The organism is Aurantimonas sp. 22II-16-19i (assembly GCF_002088275.1).
Lineage (GTDB): Bacteria > Pseudomonadota > Alphaproteobacteria > Rhizobiales > Rhizobiaceae > Jiella.
In genome coordinates, this window is record NZ_AQQS01000026.1 from 15,745 (window position 1) to 41,646 (window position 25,902).

At 67.5% G+C, this 25,902-nt stretch carries 25 protein-coding genes; 20 read left to right on the plus strand and 5 right to left on the minus strand.

The window, feature by feature from the left end:
- Positions 1 to 165: 165 nt before the first annotated feature.
- From ATO4_RS18525 to lpdA, 18 genes are all read left to right on the plus strand, one after another.
- Positions 166 to 873 (plus strand): Tim44/TimA family putative adaptor protein, encoded by a 708-nt coding sequence (locus ATO4_RS18525; RefSeq protein ID WP_083593027.1) that lies wholly within the window; start codon positions 166 to 168, stop codon positions 871 to 873.
- 18 nt (positions 874 to 891) lie between these two features.
- A complete protein-coding gene (locus ATO4_RS18530) occupies positions 892 to 2,010 on the plus strand; it encodes an MltA domain-containing protein (RefSeq protein ID WP_083593028.1) in 1,119 nt (372 codons plus the stop codon).
- A complete protein-coding gene (locus ATO4_RS18535) occupies positions 2,007 to 2,564 on the plus strand; it encodes a Smr/MutS family protein (RefSeq protein ID WP_083593029.1) in 558 nt (185 codons plus the stop codon). The genes ATO4_RS18530 and ATO4_RS18535 overlap by 4 nt, the downstream gene beginning before the upstream one ends.
- Complete coding sequence (locus ATO4_RS18540) at positions 2,561 to 2,968, plus strand: helix-turn-helix domain-containing protein (RefSeq protein WP_083593030.1); 408 nt, start codon at positions 2,561 to 2,563, stop codon at positions 2,966 to 2,968. Before ATO4_RS18535 ends, ATO4_RS18540 begins: the two co-directional genes overlap by 4 nt.
- Positions 2,969 to 3,331: 363 nt before the next feature.
- Positions 3,332 to 4,294, plus strand: coding sequence for a malate dehydrogenase (mdh, locus tag ATO4_RS18545; RefSeq protein ID WP_083593031.1), 963 nt, complete (start codon positions 3,332 to 3,334; stop codon positions 4,292 to 4,294).
- 85 nt (positions 4,295 to 4,379) lie between these two features.
- Positions 4,380 to 5,570: an ADP-forming succinate--CoA ligase subunit beta gene (sucC, locus tag ATO4_RS18550; RefSeq protein ID WP_083593032.1), complete on the plus strand. Its 1,191-nt coding sequence runs from the start codon at positions 4,380 to 4,382 to the stop codon at positions 5,568 to 5,570.
- 78 nt (positions 5,571 to 5,648) lie between these two features.
- Positions 5,649 to 6,254: a hypothetical protein gene (locus ATO4_RS18555; protein WP_083593033.1), complete on the plus strand. Its 606-nt coding sequence runs from the start codon at positions 5,649 to 5,651 to the stop codon at positions 6,252 to 6,254.
- A gap of 80 nt (positions 6,255 to 6,334) precedes the next feature.
- On the plus strand, positions 6,335 to 6,937 hold the full coding sequence (locus ATO4_RS18560) for a hypothetical protein (protein WP_083593034.1): 603 nt from the start codon (positions 6,335 to 6,337) through the stop codon (positions 6,935 to 6,937).
- 114 nt (positions 6,938 to 7,051) lie between these two features.
- A complete protein-coding gene (locus ATO4_RS18565) occupies positions 7,052 to 7,309 on the plus strand; it encodes a DUF6364 family protein (RefSeq protein ID WP_083593035.1) in 258 nt (85 codons plus the stop codon).
- On the plus strand, positions 7,293 to 7,709 hold the full coding sequence (locus ATO4_RS18570; protein ID WP_083593036.1) for a PIN domain-containing protein: 417 nt from the start codon (positions 7,293 to 7,295) through the stop codon (positions 7,707 to 7,709). Before ATO4_RS18565 ends, ATO4_RS18570 begins: the two co-directional genes overlap by 17 nt.
- A gap of 45 nt (positions 7,710 to 7,754) precedes the next feature.
- The gene (sucD, locus tag ATO4_RS18575) at positions 7,755 to 8,666 is read left to right on the plus strand and encodes a succinate--CoA ligase subunit alpha (RefSeq protein ID WP_083593037.1); all 912 of its coding nucleotides are present in this window, start codon (positions 7,755 to 7,757) and stop codon (positions 8,664 to 8,666) included.
- Positions 8,667 to 8,844: 178 nt separating this feature from the next.
- Positions 8,845 to 11,829, plus strand: a complete 2,985-nt coding sequence (locus ATO4_RS18580) for a 2-oxoglutarate dehydrogenase E1 component (protein ID WP_083593038.1) — start codon at positions 8,845 to 8,847, stop codon at positions 11,827 to 11,829.
- A 60-nt stretch (positions 11,830 to 11,889) separates the two neighbouring features.
- The gene (gene odhB / locus ATO4_RS18585) at positions 11,890 to 13,527 is read left to right on the plus strand and encodes a 2-oxoglutarate dehydrogenase complex dihydrolipoyllysine-residue succinyltransferase (protein ID WP_083593039.1); all 1,638 of its coding nucleotides are present in this window, start codon (positions 11,890 to 11,892) and stop codon (positions 13,525 to 13,527) included.
- A 25-nt stretch (positions 13,528 to 13,552) separates the two neighbouring features.
- A complete protein-coding gene (locus tag ATO4_RS28485) occupies positions 13,553 to 13,951 on the plus strand; it encodes a hypothetical protein (protein ID WP_245308827.1) in 399 nt (132 codons plus the stop codon).
- Positions 13,952 to 13,953: 2 nt separating this feature from the next.
- On the plus strand, positions 13,954 to 14,259 hold the full coding sequence (locus ATO4_RS18595; RefSeq protein WP_083593040.1) for a pentapeptide repeat-containing protein: 306 nt from the start codon (positions 13,954 to 13,956) through the stop codon (positions 14,257 to 14,259).
- 48 nt (positions 14,260 to 14,307) lie between these two features.
- Entirely contained in the window at positions 14,308 to 15,063 is a 756-nt protein-coding gene (locus ATO4_RS18600) for an SDR family oxidoreductase (protein WP_083593041.1), read from the plus strand.
- A complete protein-coding gene (locus ATO4_RS18605) occupies positions 15,060 to 15,599 on the plus strand; it encodes a hypothetical protein (protein WP_083593042.1) in 540 nt (179 codons plus the stop codon). Before ATO4_RS18600 ends, ATO4_RS18605 begins: the two co-directional genes overlap by 4 nt.
- A 155-nt stretch (positions 15,600 to 15,754) precedes the next feature.
- Positions 15,755 to 17,164, plus strand: a complete 1,410-nt coding sequence (gene lpdA / locus ATO4_RS18610) for a dihydrolipoyl dehydrogenase (protein ID WP_083593043.1) — start codon at positions 15,755 to 15,757, stop codon at positions 17,162 to 17,164.
- Positions 17,165 to 17,213: 49 nt separating this feature from the next.
- On the opposite strand, the gene ATO4_RS18615 is transcribed toward lpdA, so the two are convergent.
- A complete protein-coding gene (locus ATO4_RS18615; RefSeq protein ID WP_083593091.1) occupies positions 17,214 to 18,134 on the minus strand; it encodes a DMT family transporter in 921 nt (306 codons plus the stop codon).
- A gap of 141 nt (positions 18,135 to 18,275) precedes the next feature.
- A complete protein-coding gene (locus ATO4_RS18620; protein ID WP_083593044.1) occupies positions 18,276 to 19,121 on the minus strand; it encodes a helix-turn-helix transcriptional regulator in 846 nt (281 codons plus the stop codon).
- A 99-nt stretch (positions 19,122 to 19,220) separates the two neighbouring features.
- Here ATO4_RS18620 and ATO4_RS18625 point away from each other — a divergent pair, with 99 nt between their 5' ends.
- Positions 19,221 to 20,099, plus strand: a complete 879-nt coding sequence (locus ATO4_RS18625; RefSeq protein WP_083593045.1) for an SDR family oxidoreductase — start codon at positions 19,221 to 19,223, stop codon at positions 20,097 to 20,099.
- Between the two features lie 129 nt (positions 20,100 to 20,228).
- Here the strand turns inward: ATO4_RS18625 and ATO4_RS18630 are convergent, their stop codons facing one another.
- Both ATO4_RS18630 and ATO4_RS18635 read right to left on the minus strand, forming a co-directional pair.
- The gene (locus ATO4_RS18630; protein WP_083593046.1) at positions 20,229 to 23,378 is read right to left on the minus strand and encodes an efflux RND transporter permease subunit; all 3,150 of its coding nucleotides are present in this window, start codon (positions 23,376 to 23,378) and stop codon (positions 20,229 to 20,231) included.
- Positions 23,375 to 24,538, minus strand: a complete 1,164-nt coding sequence (locus ATO4_RS18635) for an efflux RND transporter periplasmic adaptor subunit (RefSeq protein WP_083593047.1) — start codon at positions 24,536 to 24,538, stop codon at positions 23,375 to 23,377. Before ATO4_RS18635 ends, ATO4_RS18630 begins: the two co-directional genes overlap by 4 nt.
- Before the next feature lie 95 nt (positions 24,539 to 24,633).
- Between ATO4_RS18635 and ATO4_RS18640 the strand changes: the two genes are divergently transcribed.
- A complete protein-coding gene (locus tag ATO4_RS18640) occupies positions 24,634 to 25,248 on the plus strand; it encodes a TetR family transcriptional regulator (protein ID WP_176223052.1) in 615 nt (204 codons plus the stop codon).
- Between the two features lie 66 nt (positions 25,249 to 25,314).
- On the opposite strand, the gene ATO4_RS18645 is transcribed toward ATO4_RS18640, so the two are convergent.
- Entirely contained in the window at positions 25,315 to 25,689 is a 375-nt protein-coding gene (locus ATO4_RS18645; RefSeq protein WP_139802542.1) for a BLUF domain-containing protein, read from the minus strand.
- Between the last annotated feature and the right edge of the window lie 213 nt (positions 25,690 to 25,902).

Sequence of the window (25,902 nt, forward strand, 5' to 3'; positions counted from 1 at the left end):
GCCGACCGTCGGCGAGGAGCCGAGGGAGCCAGCGGATGGACGAGCCGGCAAAAGCGCCGGTGTTCTTCCTCTCAAAATAGGGATGGCCAACTCGGATTTGAATGCGCGGCCGGTCGTCTCTATATGAGGACCATCCAGCGGACGGGAACGAGGTGGCGGCGCGCAATGAGTTTTGGGACGATTTTCTTCATAGTACTGGCTGCGATCGTCCTGTTTCAGCTGCGGAACGTGCTCGGACGGCGGACGGGCAACGAGCGGCCCCCCTATGATCCCTATTCGCGGACCGAGACGACGCGCGAGGAGCCTGCCGCGAACGGCAACGTCGTGACGCTGCCGAGCCGGCGCGCCGAGGAGAACGAGAACGTTCCCGCCCGCCTGCTCTACGAGCGGGTCGACAAGGTGGCGACGCCGGGCAGCCCGCTGAACGGCGAGCTGCGCAAGATCCGCGACGCCGATCCGGAATTCGACCCGGTGGAGTTCCTCGACGGCGCCAAGGTCGCCTACGAAATGATCGTCAACGGCTTTGCCGATGGCGACCGCAAGCTCCTGAAGGGGCTTCTGTCGCCGGAGGTCTATGCCGACTTCGAGAAGGCGATCGCGGCGCGCGAGGCCAGCGGCCAGAAGATGAACTCTTCCTTCGTCGGAATCGACGACGCCAAGATCGTCGCCGCCGAGCTGCAGGACCGCAACGCCCAGATCACCGTGCGCATGGTCTCGCAGCTGATCAGCGCCACCGTCGGTCCGAACGGCGAGGTCGTCGACGGCGATCCCGAGACGGTCGTGGAGGTTCGCGACGTGTGGGTCTTTGCCCGCGACATCCGGTCGCGCGATCCCAACTGGAAACTCGTCGGCACCGAATCCGACGAAGCCTGAGCGTGCGGGGCAGGGGCGATGGCGGCCTTTCTTCCTCGACGATTCGGGGACCTTGCGGGCTTTGCAGCCGCCGATCACCGCGCCGCCTTCTCGGCCTTTCGCGCGAGTGCGGAGCGGCTGCGCGCCGGCGCCTTTTCGACCGGCTCCCTCGGCCTGCGGGCTGAGGCGTTTCGCCCGGCGGCCGAAGCGGCGCTGCGGGCCGGCGAGGCCGTCGACAACGAGGCCGCCCGCCGGTTCTTCGAGAGCCACTTCACGCCGCTCGCCATCTTGCCCGATGGTGGCGGTGTCCAGGTTGCTGGCGGTGCGGGCTTTCTCACCGGCTATTACGAGCCCGTGGTCGAGGCGTCGGACGTCCCCGACGCGGTCTTTCGTTTCCCGCTCTATGGCCGGCCCGACGATCTGGTGAAGATCGACGACGTCAACCGCCCGCCCGGCTTCGATCCGGAGTTCCGCTTCGGCCGGCGGCTGTCCTGCGGCATGATCGGCGAATATTTCGACCGCGGCGAGATCGAGGCCGGCGCCCTGAACGGCCGGGGTCTCGAGATCGCCTGGCTCGCCGACCGGGTCGAGGCCTTCTTCATCCATGTCCAGGGCTCGGCGCGGCTTGAGATGCGCGACGGGCGGCAGATGCGCGTCGGCTATGCGGCCAAGAGCGGCCACCCCTTCACCGCGGTCGGCCGCAGCCTCGTCGAAGAAGGCGCGCTGACCCTTGCCGAGGCCGACATGGCCGGGATCCGCGCCTATCTCGCGGCGCATCCGGACCGCGCCGACGCGATTCTCGCCCGCAACCGTTCGTTCATCTTCTTTGCGGAAATTCCGGTCGACGACCCGGCGCTCGGCCCCATCGGGGCGGCGAAGGTGCCGCTGACGCCGCTCGCCTCGATCGCCGTCGACCGGCTGCTCTCGACCTATGGCATTCCCTATTTCATCGCGTCCGATGCGCTGATGATCGGCGGCGAGCCGTTCCGCCGGACGATGATCGCCCAGGACACCGGCTCGGCGATCCTCGGACCTGCCCGGGCGGACATCTTCGTCGGCACCGGCGATGCGGCCGGCGCCGTCGCCGGCACGGTGCGCCACCCCGCCGATTTCTTCGTCCTCGTTCCCCCGGACCTTGCGGCCGAGCTGACGTCATGAAGCGGCGGCGGACGCTGAGCGAGGAGGACCGGCGGCTGTGGGCGGGCGTCGCCCGGCAGGCGGTGCCGCTCAAGGGGCGGGCGATGCCGGAGCTGCCGGTTCCGCCCGCGGCGGGCGCGCCGCCGGCGGCACCGAAGGCGGGCGATGGCGCGGCAAAGCCGGCCGCAGGCCTTGCCGCGGCGCTGGCGCGCCAGCGTCCCGCGCCGCCGCCAGTGCCCTCCCAGCACCCGATCGAGCGACCCACCCGGCGCAAGATCGCCAAGGGCCGGATCGGCATCGACGCCCGCATCGACCTTCACGAGATGACCCAGGCGACGGCGCATTCCGTTCTGGCGGGCTTCCTGTTGCAGGCTCAGGCCATGGGCCTCAGGCATGTCCTCGTCATCACCGGCCGCGGCGGCATGACCGGCGGCTCCCGCGGCGTCCTGCGGCGCGTGGTGCCGCAATGGTTCGCCAGCCCGCAGTTTCGCCCGCTGGTCTCCGGCTTCGACAGTGCCGAGCGCCATCACGGCGGCGACGGCGCCCTCTATGTCCGGGTGCGGCGGCCGAAATGACCCCGTTCGGCGCCAAGATCCGCGAGTTGCGGGCGCAGCGCGGCGTCACCCAGCAGGACATGGCGCGGGCGCTCGGGGTCTCCTCGGCCTATCTGTCGGCGCTGGAGCATGGCCGGCGTGGCCGCCCGACCTGGGCGATGCTGCAACGGATCATCGGCTATCTCAACGTCATCTGGGACGATGCTGAAGAACTGGAGCGGCTCTGCGAGCTGTCCCATCCGCGCATCGTCGTCGAGACCGCGGGGCTGTCGGCCAATGCGACGCGGCTCGCCAACCGCTTGGCGGAAACGATCGGCTCCCTAGATCCCGAGGAGATCGGCCGCGTCCTGGCCGAGCTGGAGCGGGGGGCGGAGGCCGCCGAGGCGCGGCTGCGGGCGCGGCGCGAGGCCCGGCGCAGCCGCTGAGGGGACTTTCTGGGGGGCGGTGCGGGCGCCGAAAGATGACGCTGGCCGCGAGCCGGCCGGGCAGTCGACCGAAAGTCTCGGATTCTTACTTTTACGTAAGTCGCAAACAATCTAACCGATTGTATTTCCTGATGCGATATTTTGCATGTTGCAAGCGGTGGCCGACAGGGCTAAGCGTGCGCTCCAACGGGGGCACCGTTGCATTGCAGCATCGGTTCCGGCTCTTCGCAAGCCGGAGCAGAAGCTCGGTCTCGATGCCCGATGCGCGCCGCAGGGACCGACATCCGGCCCCGGCGCGTGAGGCACTCGGCGGCGGATCCGGCCAGGAGGGGCCGGCCGCCGCGCCAACGAAGGGATAGAGACTTGGCGCGCAACAAGATCGCACTCATCGGCTCCGGCATGATCGGCGGCACCCTCGCCCATCTGGCGTCGCTGAAGGAACTCGGCGACATCGTCCTGTTCGACATTTCCGAGGGCACGCCCCAGGGCAAGGCGCTCGACATCGCCGAGAGCGGCCCGGTCGAGGGCTTCGACGCGCGCCTCTCCGGCGCCAACGACTATGCCGCCATCGAGGGCGCGGACGTGTGCATCGTCACCGCCGGCGTGCCGCGCAAGCCGGGCATGAGCCGCGACGATCTTCTCGGCACCAATCTCAAGGTCATGGAACAGGTCGGCGCCGGCATCGCCAAATACGCGCCGAACGCCTTCGTCATCTGCATCACCAACCCCCTCGACGCCATGGTCTGGGCGCTGCAGAAGTTCTCGGGCCTTCCTAAGGAGAGGGTCGTCGGCATGGCCGGCGTCCTCGACTCCTCGCGCTTCCGCACCTTCCTCGCCGAGGAATTCCAGGTCTCCGTCGAGGACGTGACGGCCTTCGTGCTCGGTGGCCACGGCGACACCATGGTGCCGCTCGCCCGCTATTCCACCGTCGCCGGCATTCCCCTGACCGATCTCGTCAAGATGGGCTGGTGCACGGCCGAGCGCCTGGAGGAGATCATCCAGCGCACCCGCGACGGCGGCGCCGAGATCGTCGGCCTGCTCAAGACCGGCTCGGCCTATTACGCCCCCGCCGCCTCGGCGATCGAGATGGCCGAAGCCTTCCTGAAGGACAAGAAGCGCGTCCTGCCCTGCGCCGCCGCGCTCAGCGGCCAGTACGGCCTCAACGACATGTATGTGGGCGTTCCCTGCGTGATCGGCGCCGGCGGCATCGAACGGGTCATCGAGATCGATCTCGTCGGTGACGAGAAGACCCAGTTCGACAAGTCGGTGAACTCGGTCAAGGGCCTCATGGAAGCCTGCCAGGGCATCGCCCCGAACCTGAAGTAAATCTCTGGAAAGCCGGGATGAAAGTCCCGGCTTTCCTGCCATTTTTCGCCGCCATCGAGGCTGGAACGAGAGGCCGACACTCCCCATGAACATCCACGAATATCAGGCCAAGGAAGTCCTGAAGGGCTATGGCGCCCCCGTCGCGGAAGGCGTCGCCATCACCTCCGCCGACGAGGCCGAGGCTGCGGCCAAGCAGCTGCCCGGCCCGCTCTACGTCGTGAAGAGCCAGATCCACGCCGGCGGGCGCGGCAAGGGCAAGTTCAAGGAACTCGGCCCCGATTCCAAGGGCGGCGTCAGGCTGGCGAAGTCCATCGCGGACGTCGTTTCCAACGCCAAGGAAATGCTCGGCAACACCCTCGTCACCAAGCAGACGGGCGAGGCCGGCAAGGTGGTCAACCGCCTCTATATCGAGGACGGCGCCGACATCGACCGCGAGCTCTATCTCTCGCTCCTCGTCGACCGCTCGGTCGGCCAGATCGCCTTCGTCGCCTCCACCGAGGGCGGCATGGACATCGAGACCGTCGCCCACGACACGCCGGAGAAGATCGTCACCGTGGCGATCGACCCGGTCGCGGGCGTCACCGCCGGCGACGCCGAGAAGCTCTGCACCGCGCTGAAGCTCGGCGGCGCCGCCAAGGTCGACGCGATGCAGCTCTTCCCGATCCTCTACAAGGCCTTCACCGAGAAGGACATGAGCCTGCTCGAGATCAACCCTTTGATCGTCATGACCGACGGCCATCTCAGGGTGCTCGACGCCAAGGTCTCCTTCGACGGCAACGCCCTGTTCCGCCACGACGACATCCGGGCGCTGCGCGACGAGAGCGAGGAGGACGCCAAGGAGATCGAGGCGTCGAAATACGACCTCGCCTATGTGGCGCTCGACGGCGACATCGGCTGCATGGTGAACGGCGCGGGCCTTGCCATGGCGACGATGGACATCATCAAGCTTTACGGAAAAGAGCCGGCGAACTTCCTCGATGTCGGCGGCGGCGCCAACAAGGAGAAGGTGACGGCGGCCTTCAAGATCATCACCGCGGACCCGAACGTGAAGGGCATCCTGGTCAACATCTTCGGCGGCATCATGAAGTGCGACGTCATCGCCGAGGGCGTCGTCGCCGCGGTGAAGGAGGTCGGCCTCAAGGTGCCGCTGGTGGTGCGCCTCGAGGGCACCAATGTCGATCTCGGCAAGAAGATCCTCAACGAGAGCGGCCTTGCCATCACGGCGGCCGACGACCTCGACGACGCGGCAAAGAAGATCGTCGCCGCGATCGGGTGACTCGATAGCCAGGAAACCTGTGGAGCCAGTGACCCTGTGGCCGGTGACTGGCCGGCCGGGTTCGGGGAGGAAAAGCCCATGACCGACCAACGGTCGAACCACACGGCCCGGGGGATCACCCGGGCCGTTCTGGCATGGGGATGCGTCCTTGGCTTGACGGCATTCCCGGCTGTCGCCGCCGAGGTGAAGCTGCCGATCACGCCGCCGGAGGCTGCCTCGCAGACGCTGGCCGACTATCTCGAGATCTGCTCGGCGGGGATGAAGAACGTCCCCGAGGCCGGGCAGGTCGCCCTGTCCAAGGGTTGGAAGGGCGCGAATGACGGCGGCAACGGCCTCGGCACGGGCGCCATGGCCGCCGCCGGCATGTTCACCGCCACCAAGGGCGACGACGGCACCTTCCTCACCATCAACCGCGTGCAGTTCCCCCATCTGGTCGCGACCAGCTGCCAGATGGTGCTGTTCGAAAAGCCCGACGATCTCGACACCGCGGTCCTGACGACGATCGACGGCGTCGTCGGTGGCGGCGGGGTGATGGGCATGGCGCAGCCGGGCGCAGGCCTCTGGAGCTTCGTCGACGATACGGGGGAAGTCGTGACCATGACGGCGATCCCGGCCGGCGGCTCGCGCTTCGTGCTGACCATGGGCCGGTCCGAGCGGACCGCGCTGGGGAAGAAGGCCGAATGACAGGACAGTCAGGTGAGACGCCTGCCGGCGTCACCCGAATGAGGGCCGCCTCGACGCCTGCGGATGCCGGAGGGCCCCGGATGAGACGAAGCCTGTTCGCGGTTGCGCTCATCGGAGGGACGGCCGCGATCGCCTCCTGCACGACGTCGCCCGAAGCGATACCTCCGGAGGCAGCCAATGCGCCGTCGCAGGTTCCGGCCGAGAAGCGGCGCAGCTTCGACCTTGTCGAACAGGCAAGAGTGGCAACGCGGGCCTGCCTCGAAAGCGAAATCAACGGCCCCGCCTCGCTGCGACGCCTTTTGGCCGATGGCTACACCGTGACGCGTGGCTTGTTGGGCGTGAAATACGAGATGGTGCAGCCCTACGGCGGGCTGTTCGACCGCGTCGAGACAATGGCGGTTCACGACAGTGGCGACTCCTACGGCTGCCAGATCGAGGTGCCGAGGGATCGCGGACGCGAGGTGTTCGCTGTCGTGGCCGATGAGGTGACCCGTCTCGGCTACCGCAGGATCGAGATCGGGCGGTATGACCGCTATGTCGGCAATGGCCGACGGTTCGACTTGCGAGGCAGTTACACACGGACGAGCCTGACCGCGCAAATCAGCATTTATCGCATCACCGCCGACGGGGACCGAAGCTGCCGTCGGACGGATCTGCCGGCAGATTTCAAGGAGGGGTGCTGAACGACGGTTTCAACCCGTGTTGATGATCGAAACGCTCCATAGCACTTGCCCGCATTTCCTACACAGGATATGTGCTGCACATAACCCGCGTTAAGCAGCGATCGGCTCATCGCCATGGCCAAGAACATCACCCTCGCCATCGACGAGGACCTCCTCGACAAGGTGCGCGTCCTCGCCGCGATGAAGCGGACGAGCGTCAACGAGCTCGTGCGGACCTATCTGCAGCGGCTGGTCGCGCAGGAGCAGGAGCGGGACGAAGTGACCGAAGAACTCCTCAAGCTCTCGCGCGAAAGCAAGGCGGACATGGGCGACTGGCGCCCTAGCCGCGAAGACACCTATTCGGGAGAGCCGCGGTTTGATCGCTGGCGCTGATGTCTTTCTGGACACCAACATCCTCATCTATGCCGCGACCGCGCAGGCGAGCGAGCCGGACAAGTGGCAGGTCGCCCACGGTCTGCTCACGACGCAGTTCGGCACGAGCGGCCAGGTGCTTGCCGAGTTCTATGCCAATGCGACCCGCAAGCCGAAGCCGCCTCTGCCGCCGGACGATGCCCGGCGCTGGGTCTCGCTGCTCGGGCGCAAGCCCTTCGTGGTCGTGGACGAGCGGCTGGTCCTGGCCGGGATCGACCTCTCCCAGCGCTACCAGATCTCCTACTGGGACGGCGCCATCGTCGCCGCCGCCGAACGGCTGGGGGCGAAGACCCTCTACACCGAAGACCTCAGCCACGGTCAGGCCTATGGGCCGGTGACCGCGATCAATCCGTTTCTGTAACGCCCTTTTCTAAGATCGGGTGACCTTCAAGGAGTAGCAATCACCATGTCCATTCTGGTCGACAAGAACACCAAGGTCATCGTGCAGGGCCTGACCGGCAAGACCGGCACTTTCCATACCGAGCAGGCGCTGGCCTATTTCGGCACGCAGATGGTCGGCGGCACGCACCCGAAGAAGGGCGGCGAGATGTGGGAGGGCAATGCCGGCGGCAAGACCGTGCAGCTGCCGATCTTCACCTCGGTCGCCGAGGCGAAGGAGAAGACCGGCGCCACCGCCTCGGTGATCTACGTTCCGCCGGCAGGCGCGGCCGCCGCCATCGAGGAGGCCATCGACGCCGGCGTCGAGCTGATCACCTGCATCACCGAGGGCATCCCGGTGTTCGACATGGTGCGGGTCAAGGCCAAGCTCGACAAGTCGAAGTCCCGGCTGATCGGCCCGAACTGCCCGGGCGTGCTCACGCCGGAAGAGTGCAAGATCGGCATCATGCCGGGCAACATCTTCAAGAAGGGCAGCGTCGGCATCGTTTCGCGCTCCGGCACGTTGACCTACGAGGCGGTGTTCCAGACCACCAATGAGGGCCTCGGCCAGACCACCGCCGTCGGAATCGGCGGCGACCCGGTGAAGGGGACCGAGTTCATCGACATGCTCGAGATGTTCCTCGCCGACGAGGCGACCAAGTCGATCATCATGATCGGCGAGATCGGCGGCTCGGCCGAGGAAGACGCCGCACAGTTCCTCGCCGACGAGGCGAAGAAGGGCCGCAAGAAGCCGATGGTCGGCTTCATCGCCGGTCGCACGGCGCCGGAAGGCCGCACCATGGGCCATGCCGGCGCGGTGGTCTCCGGCGGCAAGGGCGGCGCCGAGGACAAGATCGCGGCGATGGAAGCCGCCGGCATCCGCGTCTCGCCGTCGCCGGCCCGCCTCGGCACCACGCTGACGGAAGTGTTGAAGGGCTGAAGGCTGGTTTTCTCGCCGAGGAAACACAAACTGAAGGTCTTGCCGGATAGATGGTCCGGCAAGACGCCATCGCGGCCGCACCGGCCGCGGCGTCTGTAACCGGCTCGAAGGGATCCGCCCGGCCGGACCGAAATACGTCGATAGGAGGCGGCGCCGGGCACGCGCCGCGAACTCGAACATGTCACGCAGCCAAGCGAACGACCATTTCGCTCTCACCTCCTTCCTCTATGGCGGCAATGCCGACTACATCGAGGAGCTCTATGCGGCCTATGAGGAGGATCCGTCCTCCGTCGACGCCGAATGGGGCGCCTTCTTCAAGGGGCTCGGCGACCCCAGCGGCGACGTGAAGAAGAGCGCCGACGGCCCGTCCTGGTCGCGTGACAACTGGCCGATCGCCATGAACGGCGAACTCGTCTCCGCGCTCGACGGCAACTGGGCGCCGGTCGAGAAGCGCATCGAGACCAAGGTCAAGGAAAAGGCGCAAGGCGCCGGCGCCGAGCGTTCGCCCGAGGCGGTGAACCGGGCGACCCGCGATTCGGTCCGCGCCCTGATGCTGATCCGCGCCTACCGGGTGCGCGGCCATCTCCACGCCAAGCTCGACCCGCTCGGCATCGCCAAGCCCGCCGACGACGACTACAACGAGCTCAGCCCCAAGGCCTACGGCTTCACCGAGGCGGACTACGATCGCAAGATCTTCATCGACAACGTGCTCGGCATGGAGTTCGCGACCATCCGCCAGATGGTCGACATCCTCGAGCGCACCTACTGCTCGACCTTCGCCATCGAGTTCATGCACATCTCCAACCCGGAAGAGAAGGCCTGGCTGCAGGAGCGGATCGAGGGCCCGGGCAAGGGCGTCGAATTCACCGCCCAGGGCAAGAAGGCCATCCTCAACAAGCTGATCGAATCCGAGGGCTTCGAGAAGTTCATCGACGTCAAGTACAAGGGCACCAAGCGCTTCGGCCTCGACGGGTCGGAATCGCTGATTCCGGCGCTCGAACAGATCATCAAGCGCGGCGGCCAGATGGGGCTGAAGGAGATCGTCTTCGGCATGGCCCATCGGGGTCGGCTGAACGTTCTCGCCCAGGTCATGGGCAAGCCGCACCGGGCGATCTTCCACGAGTTCAAGGGCGGCTCGTTCAAGCCGGACGACGTCGAGGGCTCGGGCGACGTGAAGTACCATCTGGGTGCCTCCTCCGACCGCGAATTCGACCAGAACAAGGTGCATCTGTCGCTGACCGCCAACCCGTCCCATCTCGAGATCGTCGATCCGGTGGTGATGGGCAAGGCGCGGGCCAAGCAGGACCATCTCGCCGGGCGTTCGCGCACCGAGATCGTTCCCCTGGAAACGCGGGCACAGATCCTGCCGCTCCTGATCCATGGCGACGCGGCCTTCGCCGGCCAGGGCGTCGTCGCCGAATGCTTCGGGCTGTCGGCGCTGCGCGGCCACCGGGTCGCCGGCACGCTGCACTTCATCATCAACAACCAGATCGGCTTCACCACCAATCCGCGCTTCTCGCGCTCCTCGCCCTATCCCTCCGACGTCGCCAAGATCGTCGAGGCGCCGATCTTCCACGTCAATGGCGACGATCCGGAAGCGGTGGTCTATGCGGCGAAGATCGCCACGGAATTTCGCATGAAGTTCCACAAGCCGGTGGTCATCGACATGTTCTGCTACCGGCGCTACGGCCACAACGAGGGCGACGAGCCGGCCTTCACCCAGCCGAAGATGTACAAGACCATCCGCAACCATCCTTCGACGCTGGACATCTATGCCAAGAAGCTGGTCGCCGAAGGGCTGCTGACGGCCGAGGACGTCGAAACCCGCAAGGCCGAGTGGCGCCAGACCCTCGACGAGGAGTTCGAGGCCGGCCAGAGCTATCTGCCGAACAAGGCGGACTGGCTGGACGGCGCCTGGTCGGGCCTCAGGAAGGCCGAGAAGGAAGACGAGCCGCGCCGCGGCATCACCGGCGTCCCGCTGAAGACGCTGAAGGAGATGGGGGCCAAGCTGTCCTCCGTGCCCGAGACCTTCAACGTCCATCGCACCGTCAAGCGCTTCCTCGACAACCGTGCCGCGATCATCGAGAGCGGCGAGGGCATCGACTGGGCGACCGCCGAGGCGCTCGCCTTCGGCACCCTCGTCACCGAGGGCCACCCGGTGCGCCTGTCCGGCCAGGACGTCGAGCGCGGCACCTTCTCCCAGCGCCATTCGGTGCTCTACGACCAGGAGGACGAGAGCCGCTACATCCCGCTCGCCAATCTCGCCAAGGGCCAGGCGGTCTACGAGGTCATCAACTCGATGCTCTCGGAAGAGGCCGTGCTCGGCTACGAATACGGCTATTCGCTCGCCGAGCCGAACGCCCTGACGCTGTGGGAGGCCCAGTTCGGCGACTTCGCCAATGGCGCCCAGGTGGTGATCGACCAGTTCATCTCGTCCGGCGAGCGCAAGTGGCTGCGCATGTCCGGCCTCGTGCTCCTGTTGCCGCATGGCTACGAGGGCCAGGGGCCGGAGCATTCCTCGGCTCGGCTGGAACGCTTCCTGCAGATGTGCGCCGAGGACAACATGCAGGTCGCCAACTGCTCGACGCCGGCCAACTACTTCCACATCCTCAGGCGGCAGATGAAGCGCGACTTCCGAAAGCCGCTGATCCTGATGACGCCGAAGTCGCTGCTGCGCCACAAGCGGGCGGTCTCCAAGCTGTCGGAGATGGCGGGCGAGACGAGCTTCCACCGGCTCTTGTGGGACGATGCCGAGCTCGACAAGACCGCCGAGACCAAGCTCGTGCCGAACGACAGGATCAAGCGCGTCGTCATGTGCTCGGGCAAGGTCTATTACGACCTCTACGAGGAGCGCGAGAAGCGCGGCATCGACGACGTCTACCTGCTTCGCCTCGAGCAGCTCTATCCGTTCCCGGCCAAGGCGCTGATCACCGAACTCTCGCGCTTCAAGCAGGCCGAGATGGTCTGGTGCCAGGAGGAGCCCAAGAACATGGGCGCCTGGTCCTTCATCGACCCTTATCTGGAATGGGTTCTGGACCATATCGACGCGGAGAAGCGCAGGGTCCGCTATACCGGCCGTCCGGCCGCGGCCTCGCCGGCCGTCGGCACCATGGCGAACCACCTGAAGCAGCTCGCCGATTTCCTCGAGGACGCGCTCGGCTGACCAGCCGGGCACGGCCCCAGACCTTTCGCCCAACAAGCGACAACCGAACGAACGAGACAGATGGCAACCGAAATCAAAGTGCCGACCCTCGGCGAATCCGTGACCGAAGCCACCATCGGCCAATGGTTCAAGCAGCCGGGCGACCGGGTCGAGCAGGACGAGACGATCGCCGAGCTCGAGACCGACAAGGTGACGGTGGAAGTGCCGGCGCCGGCCGCCGGCATCCTGGAGGAGATCGTCGCCAAGGACGGCGAGACCGTCGGCGTCGGCGCGCTGATCGGCATGATCGGCGAGGGCCAGGGCAAGGCCTCGGGCGAGACCAAGCCGACCGAGAAGCCGAAGAGCGAGGCGGCTGAGGCCGACCAGTCGGCTGATACGGCGGCCGACTATGGCGGCGGCGGCACGGGCGATGCCAAGACCGGGGCCAAGCCCGGCGCCAACGGCGCGTCCGGCGGCAGCGCCGGCAAGCTCGTCGAGGTGATGGTTCCGGCGGCGGGCGAATCCGTCACCGAAGCCACCGTCGGCGAGATCTTCAAGAAGGTCGGCGACAGCGTCGCGGCGGATGAATCGCTGCTCGAACTGGAGACCGACAAGGCCGCCCAGGAAATTCCCTCTCCCGTCGCCGGCGTCATCCGCGAGATGGCCGTCGCCAAGGGCGACGAGGTCAAGGTCGGCGCGCTGCTCCTGAAGATCGAGGAGGGCGCCTCCGCCGGCTCGTCGGCCCCCGCTCAGGCGGCCCCCGCTCAGGCAGCCAAGGGCAGCGGCACCGACGAGACGCCCCGCCGTCAGGTCGAGGCCGAGGAAGGCCGACCGCCCGCACCGTCCGCCGCCAAGATGATGCGCGAAGAGGGCCTGAAGGATGGCGACGTGAAGGGCAGCGGCCGCGAAGGCCAGGTGCTGAAGGGTGACGTCCTCGACGCCATCTCCCGCGGCGCGCCGTCCTCGCCCCAGGAAAAGCCGGAGAAGGCCGCGAGGGCTCCCTCGTCGTCGGGCGATGCGTCGCGCGAGGAGCGGGTGAAGATGACCCGGCTTCGCCAGACCATCGCGCGGCGCCTGAAGGACGCGCAGGACACCGCCGCCATGCTCACCACCTTCAACGAGGTGGACATGACCGCGGTCATGGAGCTGCGGACGAAGTACAAGGACCTGTTCGAGAAGAAGCATGGCGTGAAGCTCGGCTTCATGGGCTTCTTCACCAAGGCGATCTGTCACGCCCTGAAGGAGATCCCGGCGGTCAACGCCGAGATCGACGGCAACGAGATCGTCTACAAGAACTTCTGCCACGTCGGCATGGCGGTCGGCACCGACAAGGGTCTCGTCGTCCCGGTCATCCGCGACGCCGACGAGATGTCGATTGCCGAGATCGAGAAGGAGCTGGGGCGCCTCGCCCGGGCCGCGCGCGACGGCAAGCTGTCGATGTCGGACATGCAGGGCGGCACCTTCACCATCACCAATGGCGGCGTCTATGGCTCGTTGATGTCGACGCCGATCCTCAACGCGCCGCAGTCGGGCATCCTCGGCATGCACAAGATCCAGGAGCGGCCGATGGCGATCGGCGGCCAGGTGGTCATCCGGCCGATGATGTATCTGGCGCTCTCCTACGACCACCGGATCGTCGACGGCAAGGAAGCCGTGACCTTCCTCGTGCGCGTCAAGGAGAGCCTGGAGGATCCCGAGCGGCTCGTGCTCGACCTCTGATCGGCGATGGGGCTGGGCTTGCGGGATGGAGACTCTGGTCGACCTCTCGGAAGTCCTGCGCAATCTGGCGCTGACGGCGGCCGCCGCCGTCGGCGCATATCTTGCCTGGAAGAAGCTCGGGCCGGAGACGACGCAGGCGGGAACGGCGGTCGCGCAGGCCGGATTGGCGAGGCGGGCGCATGTGACCGAGCTCTTCAATCGAGCCGCCGGTCAGTTGGCCGACGACAAGCTTGAGGTTCGTCTGGCAGCGATCTACGTTCTCAGGGAAATCGGCCGTGATTTCCCTGATCTGGCCAATCCGGTCTTCGAGCTCCTGCAGAACCATCTCGAAGCGCGACATGCTGCAGGTTATGGGGACGAGGAGCCGCCGGTCGACGTGCGCGCCATACTGGACGCGCTGCTGCTGAAGACGGGAGCCGGGTGACCATGTCCAGTGTCAAAACTCGCACGCTGCCGAAGCTGCGCCTCAGAAACGTCTTTCTGCGGCGCACCGACTGGAGTGGCGCGGACCTGACCGGGGCCGACATCTCCGGGACCGATGTCAGTCACGCGTCATTCGTCGATGCCAATTTCGAGGACAGCAACCTGCGGGGCACGATCTTCCGCGGCGCCGATCTGACGGGTGCCAGGAACCTGACCGTCGAGCAGCTCCGGAGCGCCGTCATCGATGAAACCACCCGGCTACCGGACTATATCGATCGCTCGAAGCTGACGCCGCCGGCGGCCGGCTGACGGAGCAGGCGCCGGGAAGCGCCGGGGAATGGGGTAGCGGGGAACAGCATGCCAGATGTCATGATCGTCACCGGCGGCTCGCGCGGCATCGGCGCGGCGACCGCCATTCTTGGCGCGAAGGCCGGCTATGCCGTCGTCGTCAACTATGCGTCGAACCGGGAAGCCGCTGACAAAGTCGTCGCCGCGATCGAGGCCGACGGCGGCAGCGCCGTCGCGGTCAAGGGCGACGTCGGCGTCGAGGCGGACATCCTGACGATCTTCGAGGCGGCCGACCGGCTCGGGACGCTGACGGCGCTGGTCAACAATGCCGGTGTCGTCGACGCGGCCCTGCCGCTCGCCGAGATGACCGCTGCGCGGCTCGAACGGATGTTTCGCATCAACGTGACGGGCAGCCTCCTCTGCGCCCGCGAGGCCGTGCGCCGGATGGCGACGAGCCGCGGCGGCAAGGGCGGCGGCATCGTCAACGTCTCCTCCGTCGCGGCGAAGCTCGGCGGCCCCGGTCAGTATCTCGACTATGCCGCCAGCAAGGGCGCCATCGACACCTTCACCGTCGGCCTCGCCAAGGAGGTGATCGACGAGGGCATAAGGGTCGGCGCCGTCCGGCCGGGCATCATCGACACCGACATCCATGCTTCCGGCGGCCAGCCGAACCGCGTCGCCGAACTCTCGCCGGGACTGCCCATGCGCCGGGCGGGGACGGCACAGGAGGTGGCGAAGGCGATCCTGTGGCTGTTGTCGGACGAGGCGAGCTATTCCACCGGGGCGATCATCGACGTCTCCGGCGCAAGGTCCATCCTGCCATGAAGATCATCACCCCGACCGTTCTTGCCTGCGGCCTCGCCTGCGCCGCGCTGCAGCCCGCCTTCGGCCTAGACCGGGTCGTGCCCGCCGCCGAGCCGGGCCCCGAGGCCGTCGCCGACGACAGCTATCTCGACGACCGCTCGACGCCGGTCTCGCTCATCGGCTCGCTCTACAACGCCATCAACCGCCACGAATATCTGCGCGCCTGGAGCTATTTTGCCGAGGATTCCGGCCGGCCCGACTTTCCGGCCTTCCAGGCGGGCTACGAGACCACCGGCGGGGTCCGGCTGAAACTCGGCGAGCCGTCCAGCGACGGCGCGGCCGGCTCGGTCTACACCTCGGTGCCGACGGTGATCGAGGCGACCGGGACCGACGGCGCCGTGCGGATCTTCTCCGGCTGCTACGTGACGCGCTTCGTCCAGCCGGCGAACCAGGCGACGCCGCCCTTCGTGCCGCTCCAGATCACCAAGGCGACGCTGCGCCCGGCCCGCACGAAGTTCGCCGAGACCTCGGGCGACTGCCCGCCGGACGGGCAGTGATGCCGGCAGCATGGCCCGGCCCAGGTCCCCATGACGGCAGGCCGGCTCGATGGGTTTCGGGGTTGCCAGCCGCGTCGTGCCGTTAGAAACAGATCCGGATCCCGGCCCGCGCTCGAACATCCCAACCATCAATCAGACGGAAAGACTTCCCTCCCATGGCTGATCCCTACGATCTCGTCGTCATCGGCTCAGGCCCCGGCGGCTATGTCTGCGCCATCAAGGCGGCCCAGCTCGGCCTGAAGGTCGCCTGCGTCGAAAAGCGCAAGACCTATGGCGGCACCTGCCTCAATGTCGGCTGCATCCCGTCGAAGGCGCTGCTCTATGCATCCGAAGCCTTCGCCGAGGCCGGCCATTCCTTCGCCGATCTCGGCATCGAGGTCGCGCCGAAGCTGAACCTCGACAGGATGATGGGCCACAAGGACAAGACGGTCAAAGCCAATGTCGACGGCATCGCCTATCTGTTCAAGAAGAACAGGATCGACGGCATCATCGGCACGGGCCGGATCAAGTCGGCCGGCGAGGTCGAGGTGACGAAGGAGGACGGCTCGAGCCAGACGCTCCAGGCCAAGGCCATCTGCATCGCCACGGGCTCTGAGGTCGCCGGCATTCCCGGCCTCGACGTCACCTTCGACGAGACCACCATCGTCTCCTCCGACCATGCGATCGCGCTACCGAAGGTGCCGAAGACGATGGTCGTCGTCGGCGGCGGCGTCATCGGCCTCGAGCTCGGCTCGGTCTGGGCCCGGCTCGGCGCGGACGTCACGGTCGTCGAGTTCCTCGACAAGGTCCTCGGGCCGATGGACCAGGAAGTCTCCACCGCCTTCCAGAAGCTCCTGGTCAAGCAGGGCCTGACCTTCCGGCTCGGCGCCAAGGTGACCGGCGTCGCCAAGACCAGGAAGGGGGCGAGCGTCACCTTCGAGCCGGTGAAGGGCGGCGAGGCGGAAACGATCGAGGCCGACGTCGTTCTGGTCGCCACCGGCCGCAAGCCCTACACCGAGGGCCTCGGGCTCGCGGATGCCGGGGTTGCGCTCGACGAGCGCGGCCGCGTCGAGATCGACCAGCACTTCAAGACCAGTGTCGACGGCATCTATGCGATCGGCGACGTGGTGAAGGGCGCGATGCTCGCCCACAAGGCCGAGGACGAGGGCGTCGCGCTCGCCGAGATCCTCGCCGGCCAGTCGGGCCACGTGAACTACGACGCGATTCCCTCGGTGGTCTACACCTCGCCGGAAGTCGCCTCGGTCGGCAGGACGGAAGAAGAGCTGAAGAAGGCCGGCATCGACTACAAGGTCGGCAAGTTCCCCTTCATGGCGAATGGCCGCGCAAGGGCGATGCTGAAGACCGACGGCTTCGTCAAGGTGCTCGCCGATGCGAGGACCGACCGCGTCCTCGGCGTCCACGTCCTCGGGGCGGGCGCCGGCGACCTGATCGCCGAAGCCGCGCTGCTCATGGAGTTCGGCGGCGCCTCGGAGGATCTCGCCCGCACCTCCCACGCCCATCCGACCCTGTCGGAAGCCATGCGCGAAGCCGCCTTCGCGGCCTTCGCCAAGCCGATCCACATCTGACGGACCTTGATGCGGGCGGACAGGTCCCGCCCCGCCATGGAATGTTTCATCACACGGGGCGTCTTCGGGCGCCCCGTTTGCTTGTGATGGACCGCCAGGCCCGCCCGTCGATCGCGGCGAGGCCGAGGCCGATCAGCGCCATGCCGCCGACATGCCGGGGCAGGAGCACCTCGCCGAGGAACAGGACGCCGAGGAGGATGGCGCTCACCGGGATCAGGAAGGTGACGAGCAGGAGGTTCGTCGCCCCGGCCGAGGCGAGCAGCCGGAAGAACAGGATGTAGGCCAGTGCCGTGCAGAGGAGGGCGAGGCCAAGGACGGCGCCGATCGTGGCAGTGCCGGGCAGGGGGAGCGTCCAGGGCCGGTCGATCAGCAGGGCCGCCGGCAGCAGGATCAGGGCCGAGGCAGAGACCTGGCCCGTCGCCGTCGCGATGGGCGATATCCCCATCCGCTTGAACCTGCGGCCGAACACCCCGGCGAAGGCGTAGGAGAGCGCCGCGCCGAGGCAGGCGAGCTCGGCCAGCGTGTGCGAGCCCGGTGCGAGGATCGCCGCCGGACCGATCAGGACGACGACGCCCAGAAAGCCCGCGACGACGCCGGCGAGGCGGTTCGCCGTCAGCCTCTCGTCGCGGGTCAACAGGTGCGCGACGATCACGCCGAACAGCGGCGTCGTGGCGTTGAGGATCGCCGCGAGCCCCGAGGCGATCTGGGTCTGGCTCCAGACGAACAGCGAGAAGGGCAGGACGTTGTTGAGGACGCCCATGCCGAGGATGGCGAGGAGGAAGGCGGGTCGCATCGGGAAGGCGATCTTCAGCCATGCCATCACGGCGATGAGCGACAGCGCCGCCAGGGCGACGCGCAAGGCGACGATGGTGAAGACCGGCAGCTCGCGAACGGCGATGCCGACGAAGAAGAACGACCCGCCCCACAGGACGGACAGGGCGACGAGCAGCGCCCAGTCCTCGCCGCTCATGGATCTGGCGGCGGGTGCAGCGTCGCTGCGGGGCCGCTCGGCTCCCGCGAGCCGCGGAACGTCGGTCATGCCTTCTCTCCCAAAGCTGTCCCAGAGCTTCCCGGGGCTCGACGAGCCGATCCTAGAGCAAGACAGAGCGGGTCAGCGACCCGTTTTCCGGCGTTCCGGGGCTGTCTCTTCGACCAGCGCCCGGATGCGCTCCGCATCTTGCGTCCCGGCGGGATTGTAGACCACCATGGCAAGGTCCGGCCGGCCATCGACGGCGAAGGACGAATACTCCATCGCCAGCTCGCCGATCGTCGGATGGATGAGCGTCTTGATGCCCTCGCCGGAGTGGCGGACGTCGTGATCGTCCCACATCGCGCCGAACTCCGGGCTCGCCCGGCAGAGCTCCTCGGCCAGCGCCTGCATCTCGGCCGAGGCGCCGACACGCGCCGCATCCGCCCGAAACACGGCGACGACGTAGCGCGCGACGCTTTCCCAATTGGCCTGCGCGCCCCGCACATCGGGGTCGAGGAACATCAGGCGCAAGACGTTGCGCTGCGGCGGGTCGAGTTTGGCATAGTCGGTGAGAACGAGGCTCGCCGCGCGGTTCCAGGCGACGACGTCCCACATCACGGTGCGGATCAGCGCCGGGCTGGTGTCGAAGGCGTCGAGCACCCGCTGCAGCCTCGGCGTCACGCCGCCGGCCGGGCGATAGCGGATTTCGGGCGAGCGGCCGAGGCCGAGGATGAAGGCGTGCTCGCGCTCGACATCCGTCAGCATCAAGGCGCGGGCGATGCGGTCGAGCACGTCGGCCGAGGGCGCGCCGCCGCGACCCTGCTCCAGCCAGGTGTACCAGGTCGCCGAGATGTTGGCGCGCTGCGCCACCTCCTCGCGCCGAAGGCCCGGCGTGCGCCGGCGGGAGGGCGGCAGGCCGAGCGCTGCCGGATCGAGCCGGAGGCGGCGGTCCTTGAGATAGGAGCCGAGGGAGGCGCCGTCGGGCAAGGCGACTGATCCTGTTATCGATTATACCATGATAATCTCACGACTTTAACAGGATAGCACATCCCCCTAGCCTTGCACCATCCAACAAGGAGCAAGGCCATGCATGTGTTCGTGACGGGTGCGACCGGATGGGTCGGTTCGATGGTGGTGGAGGATCTGCTGGCGGCGGGGCACCGCGTGACGGGGCTCGCAAGGTCCGCGGACAAGGCGGCGAGCCTCGCCGCGACCGGCGCTCGGGTCCTTCAGGCGACGCTCGACGATCTCGATCGTCTCAGGGATGCCGCGGCAGGCGCGGATGCCGTGATCCACACGGCCTTCAACCACGACTTCTCGCAATTTGCCGAAAATGCCGAGCAGGACCGGCGGGTCATTGAGGCGTTCGGCGAGGCGCTCGAGGGCACCGACAGGCCCCTGATCGTCACCTCCGGCATCGCGCTGCTCGCGCCCGGCCGGGTGGCGAGCGAGGGGGACGTGCCTCCCGACGGCCCGTCCTATCCGCGCCGGTCCGAGGCCGCGGCAAGAGCGCTGCGCGCGCGCGGCGTGCGCGCCGCAACGGTGCGGCTCGCCCCGACGGTGCACGGGATCGGCGACCACGGCTTCGTGCCGGCCCTCATCCAGAAAGCCCGCGAGACGGGCGTCTCGGCCTATCTCGGCGACGGATCGAACCGTTGGGCCGCGGTGCACCGCACGGATGCCGCGCGGCTCTATCGCCTCGTCCTCGAAACGGGGGCGACGGTGCCCGTCTATCACGCCATCGCCGAGGAGGGCATCGCCTTCGGAACGATCGCGGAGGCCATCGGCCGGGGTCTCGGCCTGCCGACCCTGCCGCGCGAGCCGGCGCATTTCGGCTGGCTCGCCGGGTTCGTGGCGCAGGATATGGCCGCGTCGAGCGAGGCCACGCGGGACAGACTCGGCTGGAGGCCGAGCGGCCCGACGTTGATCGAGGATCTGGAACAGCCGGGCTATTTCGCCGACTGATCGCGCGGGCCGCGGCGCCCTCGGGCAAGGTCCCGCCCGAGGGCGAGGGCTCCGAAAACGGCGAACGGGCGGGCGCCGGTCAGGTGGCGTCCGCCCGTCCTCCATCCGGTCGCCGGCCGGCGATACGCGTTACTCTGCCGGTTGCGGCGCCGGAAGCTGGTTGGCGTGGCCTTCGTTGCCGCCCGCCGTCTTCCGGTCCCGCGACAGGAGCCGGTAGAACAGCGGGATGAAGAAGATCGCGACGAAGGTCGCGGCCAGCATGCCGCCGATGACGCCGGTGCCGATCGAATGGCGCGACGCCGATCCGGCGCCGGTCGAGATCGCAAGGGGAACGACGCCGAGGATGAAGGCCAGCGACGTCATGATGATCGGCCGGAAGCGCAGCTTCGCCCCCTCCAGCGCCGCGTCGAAGGCAGACAGCCCCTCCTCGCGCTTCAGGACGGCGAACTCGACGATCAGGATGGCGTTCTTCGCCGCGAGGCCGATCAGCGTGACGAGGCCGATCTGGAAGTAGACGTCGTTGTCGAGCCCGCGCAGCCAGATCGCCAGCAGAGCCCCGAACACCGCGAAGGGCACGGCGAGGAGGACGGCGATCGGCAGGGTCCAGCGCTCGTACTGCGCGGCGAGGATCAGGAAGACCATCAGGATGCCGAAGCCCATGGCCACCGCGCCGGTGCCGCCGGCCTGGATCTCCTGATAGGCCGAGCCCGTCCAGGCGACCTCGTAGCCTTCGGGCAGCTTCTCGGCGGCGATCTCCTGCATCGCCGCCAGCGCCTGGCCCGAGGAATAACCGGGTGCCGGGCCGCCCGAGACTTTCGCGGCGTTGAAGGCGTTGAAGCGCTCGATCAGGTCCGGTCCGACGACGCGCTTGACGTTGAGGAGCGTGTCGAGCGGGATCATCGAGCCGTTGGTCGCCTGCACATAGACGAAGCGCAGGTCCTCCGGCGTCTTGCGGAAATCGGCCTCCGACTGCAGCGTCACCCGGTAGTTGCGGCCGAGCAGGGTGAAGTCGTTGACATAGAGCGTGCCGAAGGTCGCCTGCATGGTGGTGAAGATCGACGAGATCGGCACGTTCAGGGACTTGGCCTTCTGCCGGTCGACGTCGATGCGGTATTGCGGGACGTTGGCGGAGAAGGTGGTGCGGACGCCGGCGAGTTCCGGGCGCTCGGCCGCCGCGGCGACGACGGCATTGGCCGCCTCGAGCAGCGCATCCGAGCCGCCGCCGCGCCGGTCCTGGACGAACAGGTCGAAGCCGCCGGTGGTCGACAGGCCCTGGATCGGCGGCGGGTTGAAGGCGAGGATCATGCCGTCCTGGATGCCGGAATTCATGCCGATGAACGGGCCGACGAGATTGCGCGCGTCGAGCGCCGGGTCGGTCCGCTCGTCCCAGGGCTTCAGGGAGATGAAGGCGACGCCGGCCGAGGACTTCTGCACGCCGGCGAGGAGGTCGAAGCCGGCAAAGGCGGTGACGTCCTGCACCGCCGGATGCTGGCGCAGATTGGCGACCATCTCGTTCATCACCGTGGTGGTCCGCTGCAGGGAGGCGGCCGGCGGCAGGATCGCGACGGCGAAGTTGACGCCCTGGTCCTCGTCCGGGACGAGCGATCCGGGAAGGGTCTGCATGAAGTGCCAGATGCCGAAGCACATCACCCCGAACAGGACGAGCGCCAGTACCGCCCGGCGCATGATGAAGGCGACGCCCGCGCCATAGGCGTTGGTCAGCCTGGAAAAGCCTGCGTTGAACCAGCGGAAGGGCGCGATCGGCCGGCCATGGCTCGGCTTCAGGAGCACCGAGCAGAGCGCCGGCGTCAGCGACAGGGCGACGATGCCCGAGATCGTCACCGATACCGCGATGGTCAGCGCGAACTGCCGGTACATGGTGCCGGCGAGACCGCCGAGAAAGGCGACCGGCACGAAGACGGCGCAGAGGACGAGGACGATGGCGATCACCGGCCCGGTGACCTCCGACATCGCCTTGGCCGTCGCCTCCTTCGGCGACAGGCCTTCCTTCGTCATGATCCGCTCGACGTTTTCGAGGACGACGATGGCGTCGTCGACGACGATGCCGATGGCCAGCACCAGGCCGAAGAGGGTGAGGAGGTTGATCGAGAAGCCGAAGGCGAGGAGCGCGCCGAAGGTGCCCAGAATCGACACCGGCACCGCGAGCATCGGGATCAGCGTCGCGCGGAAGGACTGCAGGAAGACGAAGACGACGAGGAAGACCAGCACCATCGCCTCGATGAAGGTGTGGATGACCTCTTCGATCGATGCGTCGATGAACTTCGTGGTGTCGAAGGGGATCGCATAGGTGATGCCGTCCGGAAACGACGTCTGCAGTTCGTCCATGCGCGTGGTCACGGCCTCGAGGGTGGCGAGGGCGTTGGCGCCGGGCTGCAGGTAGATGCCGATCGGCACGGCCGGAGTGCCGTTGTAGGAGCCGTTGAAGCCGTAGTCCTGGGCGCCGAGCTCGACCCGCGCGACGTCCTTCAGGAGCAGCGAGGAGCCGTTCTCGTCCGAGCGCAGGATGATGTTCTCGAAGGCCTGGGCGTCCGGCAGCCGGCCCTCGGTAGTCACCGAATAGGTGAAGGCGAGGTCGCCGTCCGAGGGCGGCGCGCCGAACTGGCCGGCGGCGAACTGGGAGTTCTGGTCCCTGATCGCGGTGGCGACGTCGGTCGGCGTCAGGCCGTACTGGGCGAGCCGGTCCGGCTGCAGCCAGATCCGCATGGAATAGTTGCGGGCGCCGAAGAGCTGCGCCTCGCCGATGCCGGGCAGGCGTTTCAATTCGTCGAGGACGTAGAGCAGCGCGTAGTTGGAGACGTAGGTGGCGTCGTAGCGCGGGTCGTTCGACGCCATGGTGATGACGGCGAGGATCTGCGAGGAGCGCTTGGCGACGGTGACGCCGAGACGCTGCACCTCCTCCGGCAGCGAGGCGGTGGCCTGCTGGACGCGGTTGTTGACGTTGATCGTCGCCTGGTCCGGATCGGTGCCGGAGGCGAAGGTGACCGCGATCGATGCCGTTCCCGTCGAGGAATTCGTCGACTGCATGTAGATCATGTCCTCGACGCCGTTGATCTGCTGCTCGATCGGCGCGGAGACGGTCTGGGCGAGGGTTTCGGCGCTGGCGCCGGGATAGGAGGCGGTGACGACGACCTGCGGCGGAACGAGCTGGGGATACTGCTCGATCGGCAGGGCGTTGAGGGCGAGCACGCCGCCGAGCGTGATGATGACCGAGATGACGACGGCGAAGATCGGTCGGTCGACGAAGAAGCGGGAGTTCATCGCTGTGCCGTCTCCTTGGCCGGCGCCCCGGCATTCTCGTCGCCGTTGGTGACCGGGTTCACCGGCGCGCCGGGGCGCACCTTCACGACGCCCTTGGTGATCAGCCTGTCGCCGGCCTTCAGCCCCGATTTGACGAGATAACCGTCGGGAATCTGCCGCTCGATCTCGATCGGCGCGACGGCGGCGACGTTCTCGTCGTCCACCGTGTAGACGAAGACGCCCTGCGGCCCCTGCATCAGCGCTTCGGCCGGGATGACGATGGCATCCCTGGCGACGAGGCCCTTCAGGCGCAGGCGGACGAACTGGCCGGGCAGCAGCCGGGCCTCGGGGTTGGGCATCGTCGCCCGCGACAGGATCGTCCCGGTCTGGGTGTCGATCGAGGTCGAGGTGAAGTCGATCCGGCCGGTCTCGCCATAGGTCTGGCCGTCGCCGAAGACGATCTCGACCTTCAGTTCCTCGGCCGAGGCGGCGCCGGCCAGCGCACCGCCCTCGACCATCTCGCGGATCGAGGCGGCCTCGGTGTCGGCGGCCGAGAAGTTGGCGTAGACGGGATCGATCTGGCTGATCTTGGTCAACAGATCGCCGGTCGACAGGAGCGAGCCCTCGGGCACCTGCTCGAGGCTGGTGATGCCGCCGGCAGGCGCCTCGACCGTGGCGTAGTCGAGGGAGAGATTGGCGGTTCTCAGCTGGGCTTCGGCCGCCTCGACCTGCGCCTCGGCAAGCTCGCGCGCCGAGACGGCGTCGTCGAGGGTGGACTGGCTCGACGCGCCGCGCCGGGTCAGCGCCCTGGCGCGCTCCTCGCTGCGCCGCGCCTGGGAGAGCTGGGCTTCGGCCTGGGCGACCTGGGCCTTGGCCAGCGCCACCTGGGCCTGGTAGGTCGCCGGATCGATGGTGAAGAGGAGATCGCCCTTCTTCACCCGCGAGCCTTCGTCGAACTCGCGGCTGAGCAGGATCCCGCCGACGCGGGCGCGCACCTCGACCTCGCGGGAGGCGACGATCCGCCCGGGATATTCGTAGGTCACCGGCACCGTCTTTGCCTGCAGCGTCTCCACGGTCACCTGCGGCGGCGGCATGTTGGGGGCCTGCGCCTGTGCGGGAGCGGAAACGAGCAGCGCGGTGGCCGCGGCGAGAATCGCGCGGCCGAACTTAAACGTCTGCATGACAATGACTTTCAGGGCTGGGCTCGGAACGCCGCCGATGTTGCATTGCAGCTAAAATACATGCATGTATGTATAACGCAAGGAGGAGACGCACGTTGCGACGGACGAAGGGATGCGCCGAACAGACGCGGGAGGCGATTCTCGACGCGGCCGAAGCGGTGTTCTTCCGCCAGGGCGTGGCCTCCACCACCCTGTCGCAGATCGCCGCCGAGGCGGGGATGACGCGCGGCGCCATCTACTGGCACTTCGAGAACAAGCTGGCGCTGTTCAAGGCGATGCAGGATCGGGCGCATCTGCCAAAGGAGCGGTTCTTCGACGCTGCCAAGCTGGTGGCGGCCGACGACGTGCTTTCGACGCTGCACGAGAACACCCTCGAGGTCCTGCGTTTTGCCCAGACCGACGAGCGCGGCAAGCGCGTCTACACCATCCTCCTGTTCCGCTGCGAGTATATCGGCGAGATGCAGGAGGCACTCGCCCGCATGCGCGAGAGCGAGGAGGATTTCTCCACCCGCATCGAGACCGTCTTCGCCAGGGTCGAGGAGCGCGGCGAGCTTTCACGCGGCTGGATGGCGAAGACCGCCGCCGGCGCCTATTGCGCGGCCATCCACGGCCTGTTCTCCCACTGGCTGCGGACCGAAGAGGGCTTCGATCTGTTGGCGACGGGCCGGCCGTTGCTGGCGGCGCTGTTTGCGAGCTACCGGGCGGCCTGAACCTTTCGGCGCCCTCCGCCCGCCACGTCGCCAGCCCAGTACGCAGCGACCGGGCCCGATCGCTCCTCAGCTCAGGCGCCGGACGAGCGGCTCGGCGGAACTGTCGCCGGACCCGTGCTTCTCCACGATGCTGAGGGCGATCATGTAGAGGTCGGAAGGCGTCATCCGGGTGAGGCCGAAGCCTTCGAACTGGGATTCCTTGATGTCGGCCCGCGACTGGAGGACGACGCCGGTATGGCGCGGATCGCCGAGGATCTTCAGATAGAGCGCGTCCACCTTCAGCCTCGGCCCCTCGATGATCTGGGTGATCATCCGTCCGTCGAAGGCGATCGCGCCGCGGATCTCGTTCTGCCGGTTCCACTCGCGCGCATGATCGAGAATGGTGGCGAATTCCTCCGCCGACAGCCCATTCGCCATGCTGGTATAGGATATGTGCCGCATCTGCGCCCCGAGCAAACACGACGCGGATCGTCCACGTCTTTCCTGGTGACTACGCCAACTCCTCGTCCCGTCCCAGACAGTTGCGCATTCCGTGATCACCGTACGGAGCAGAAAGGGCCAAGTCCAGCCTTTTGCCGTTTGCCGGGTTGGCAACCATCACGGAAATCGCCGTGTTTTCAATGGTCGAAGGGGCCTCGCTTCGCCGGCCGTCGT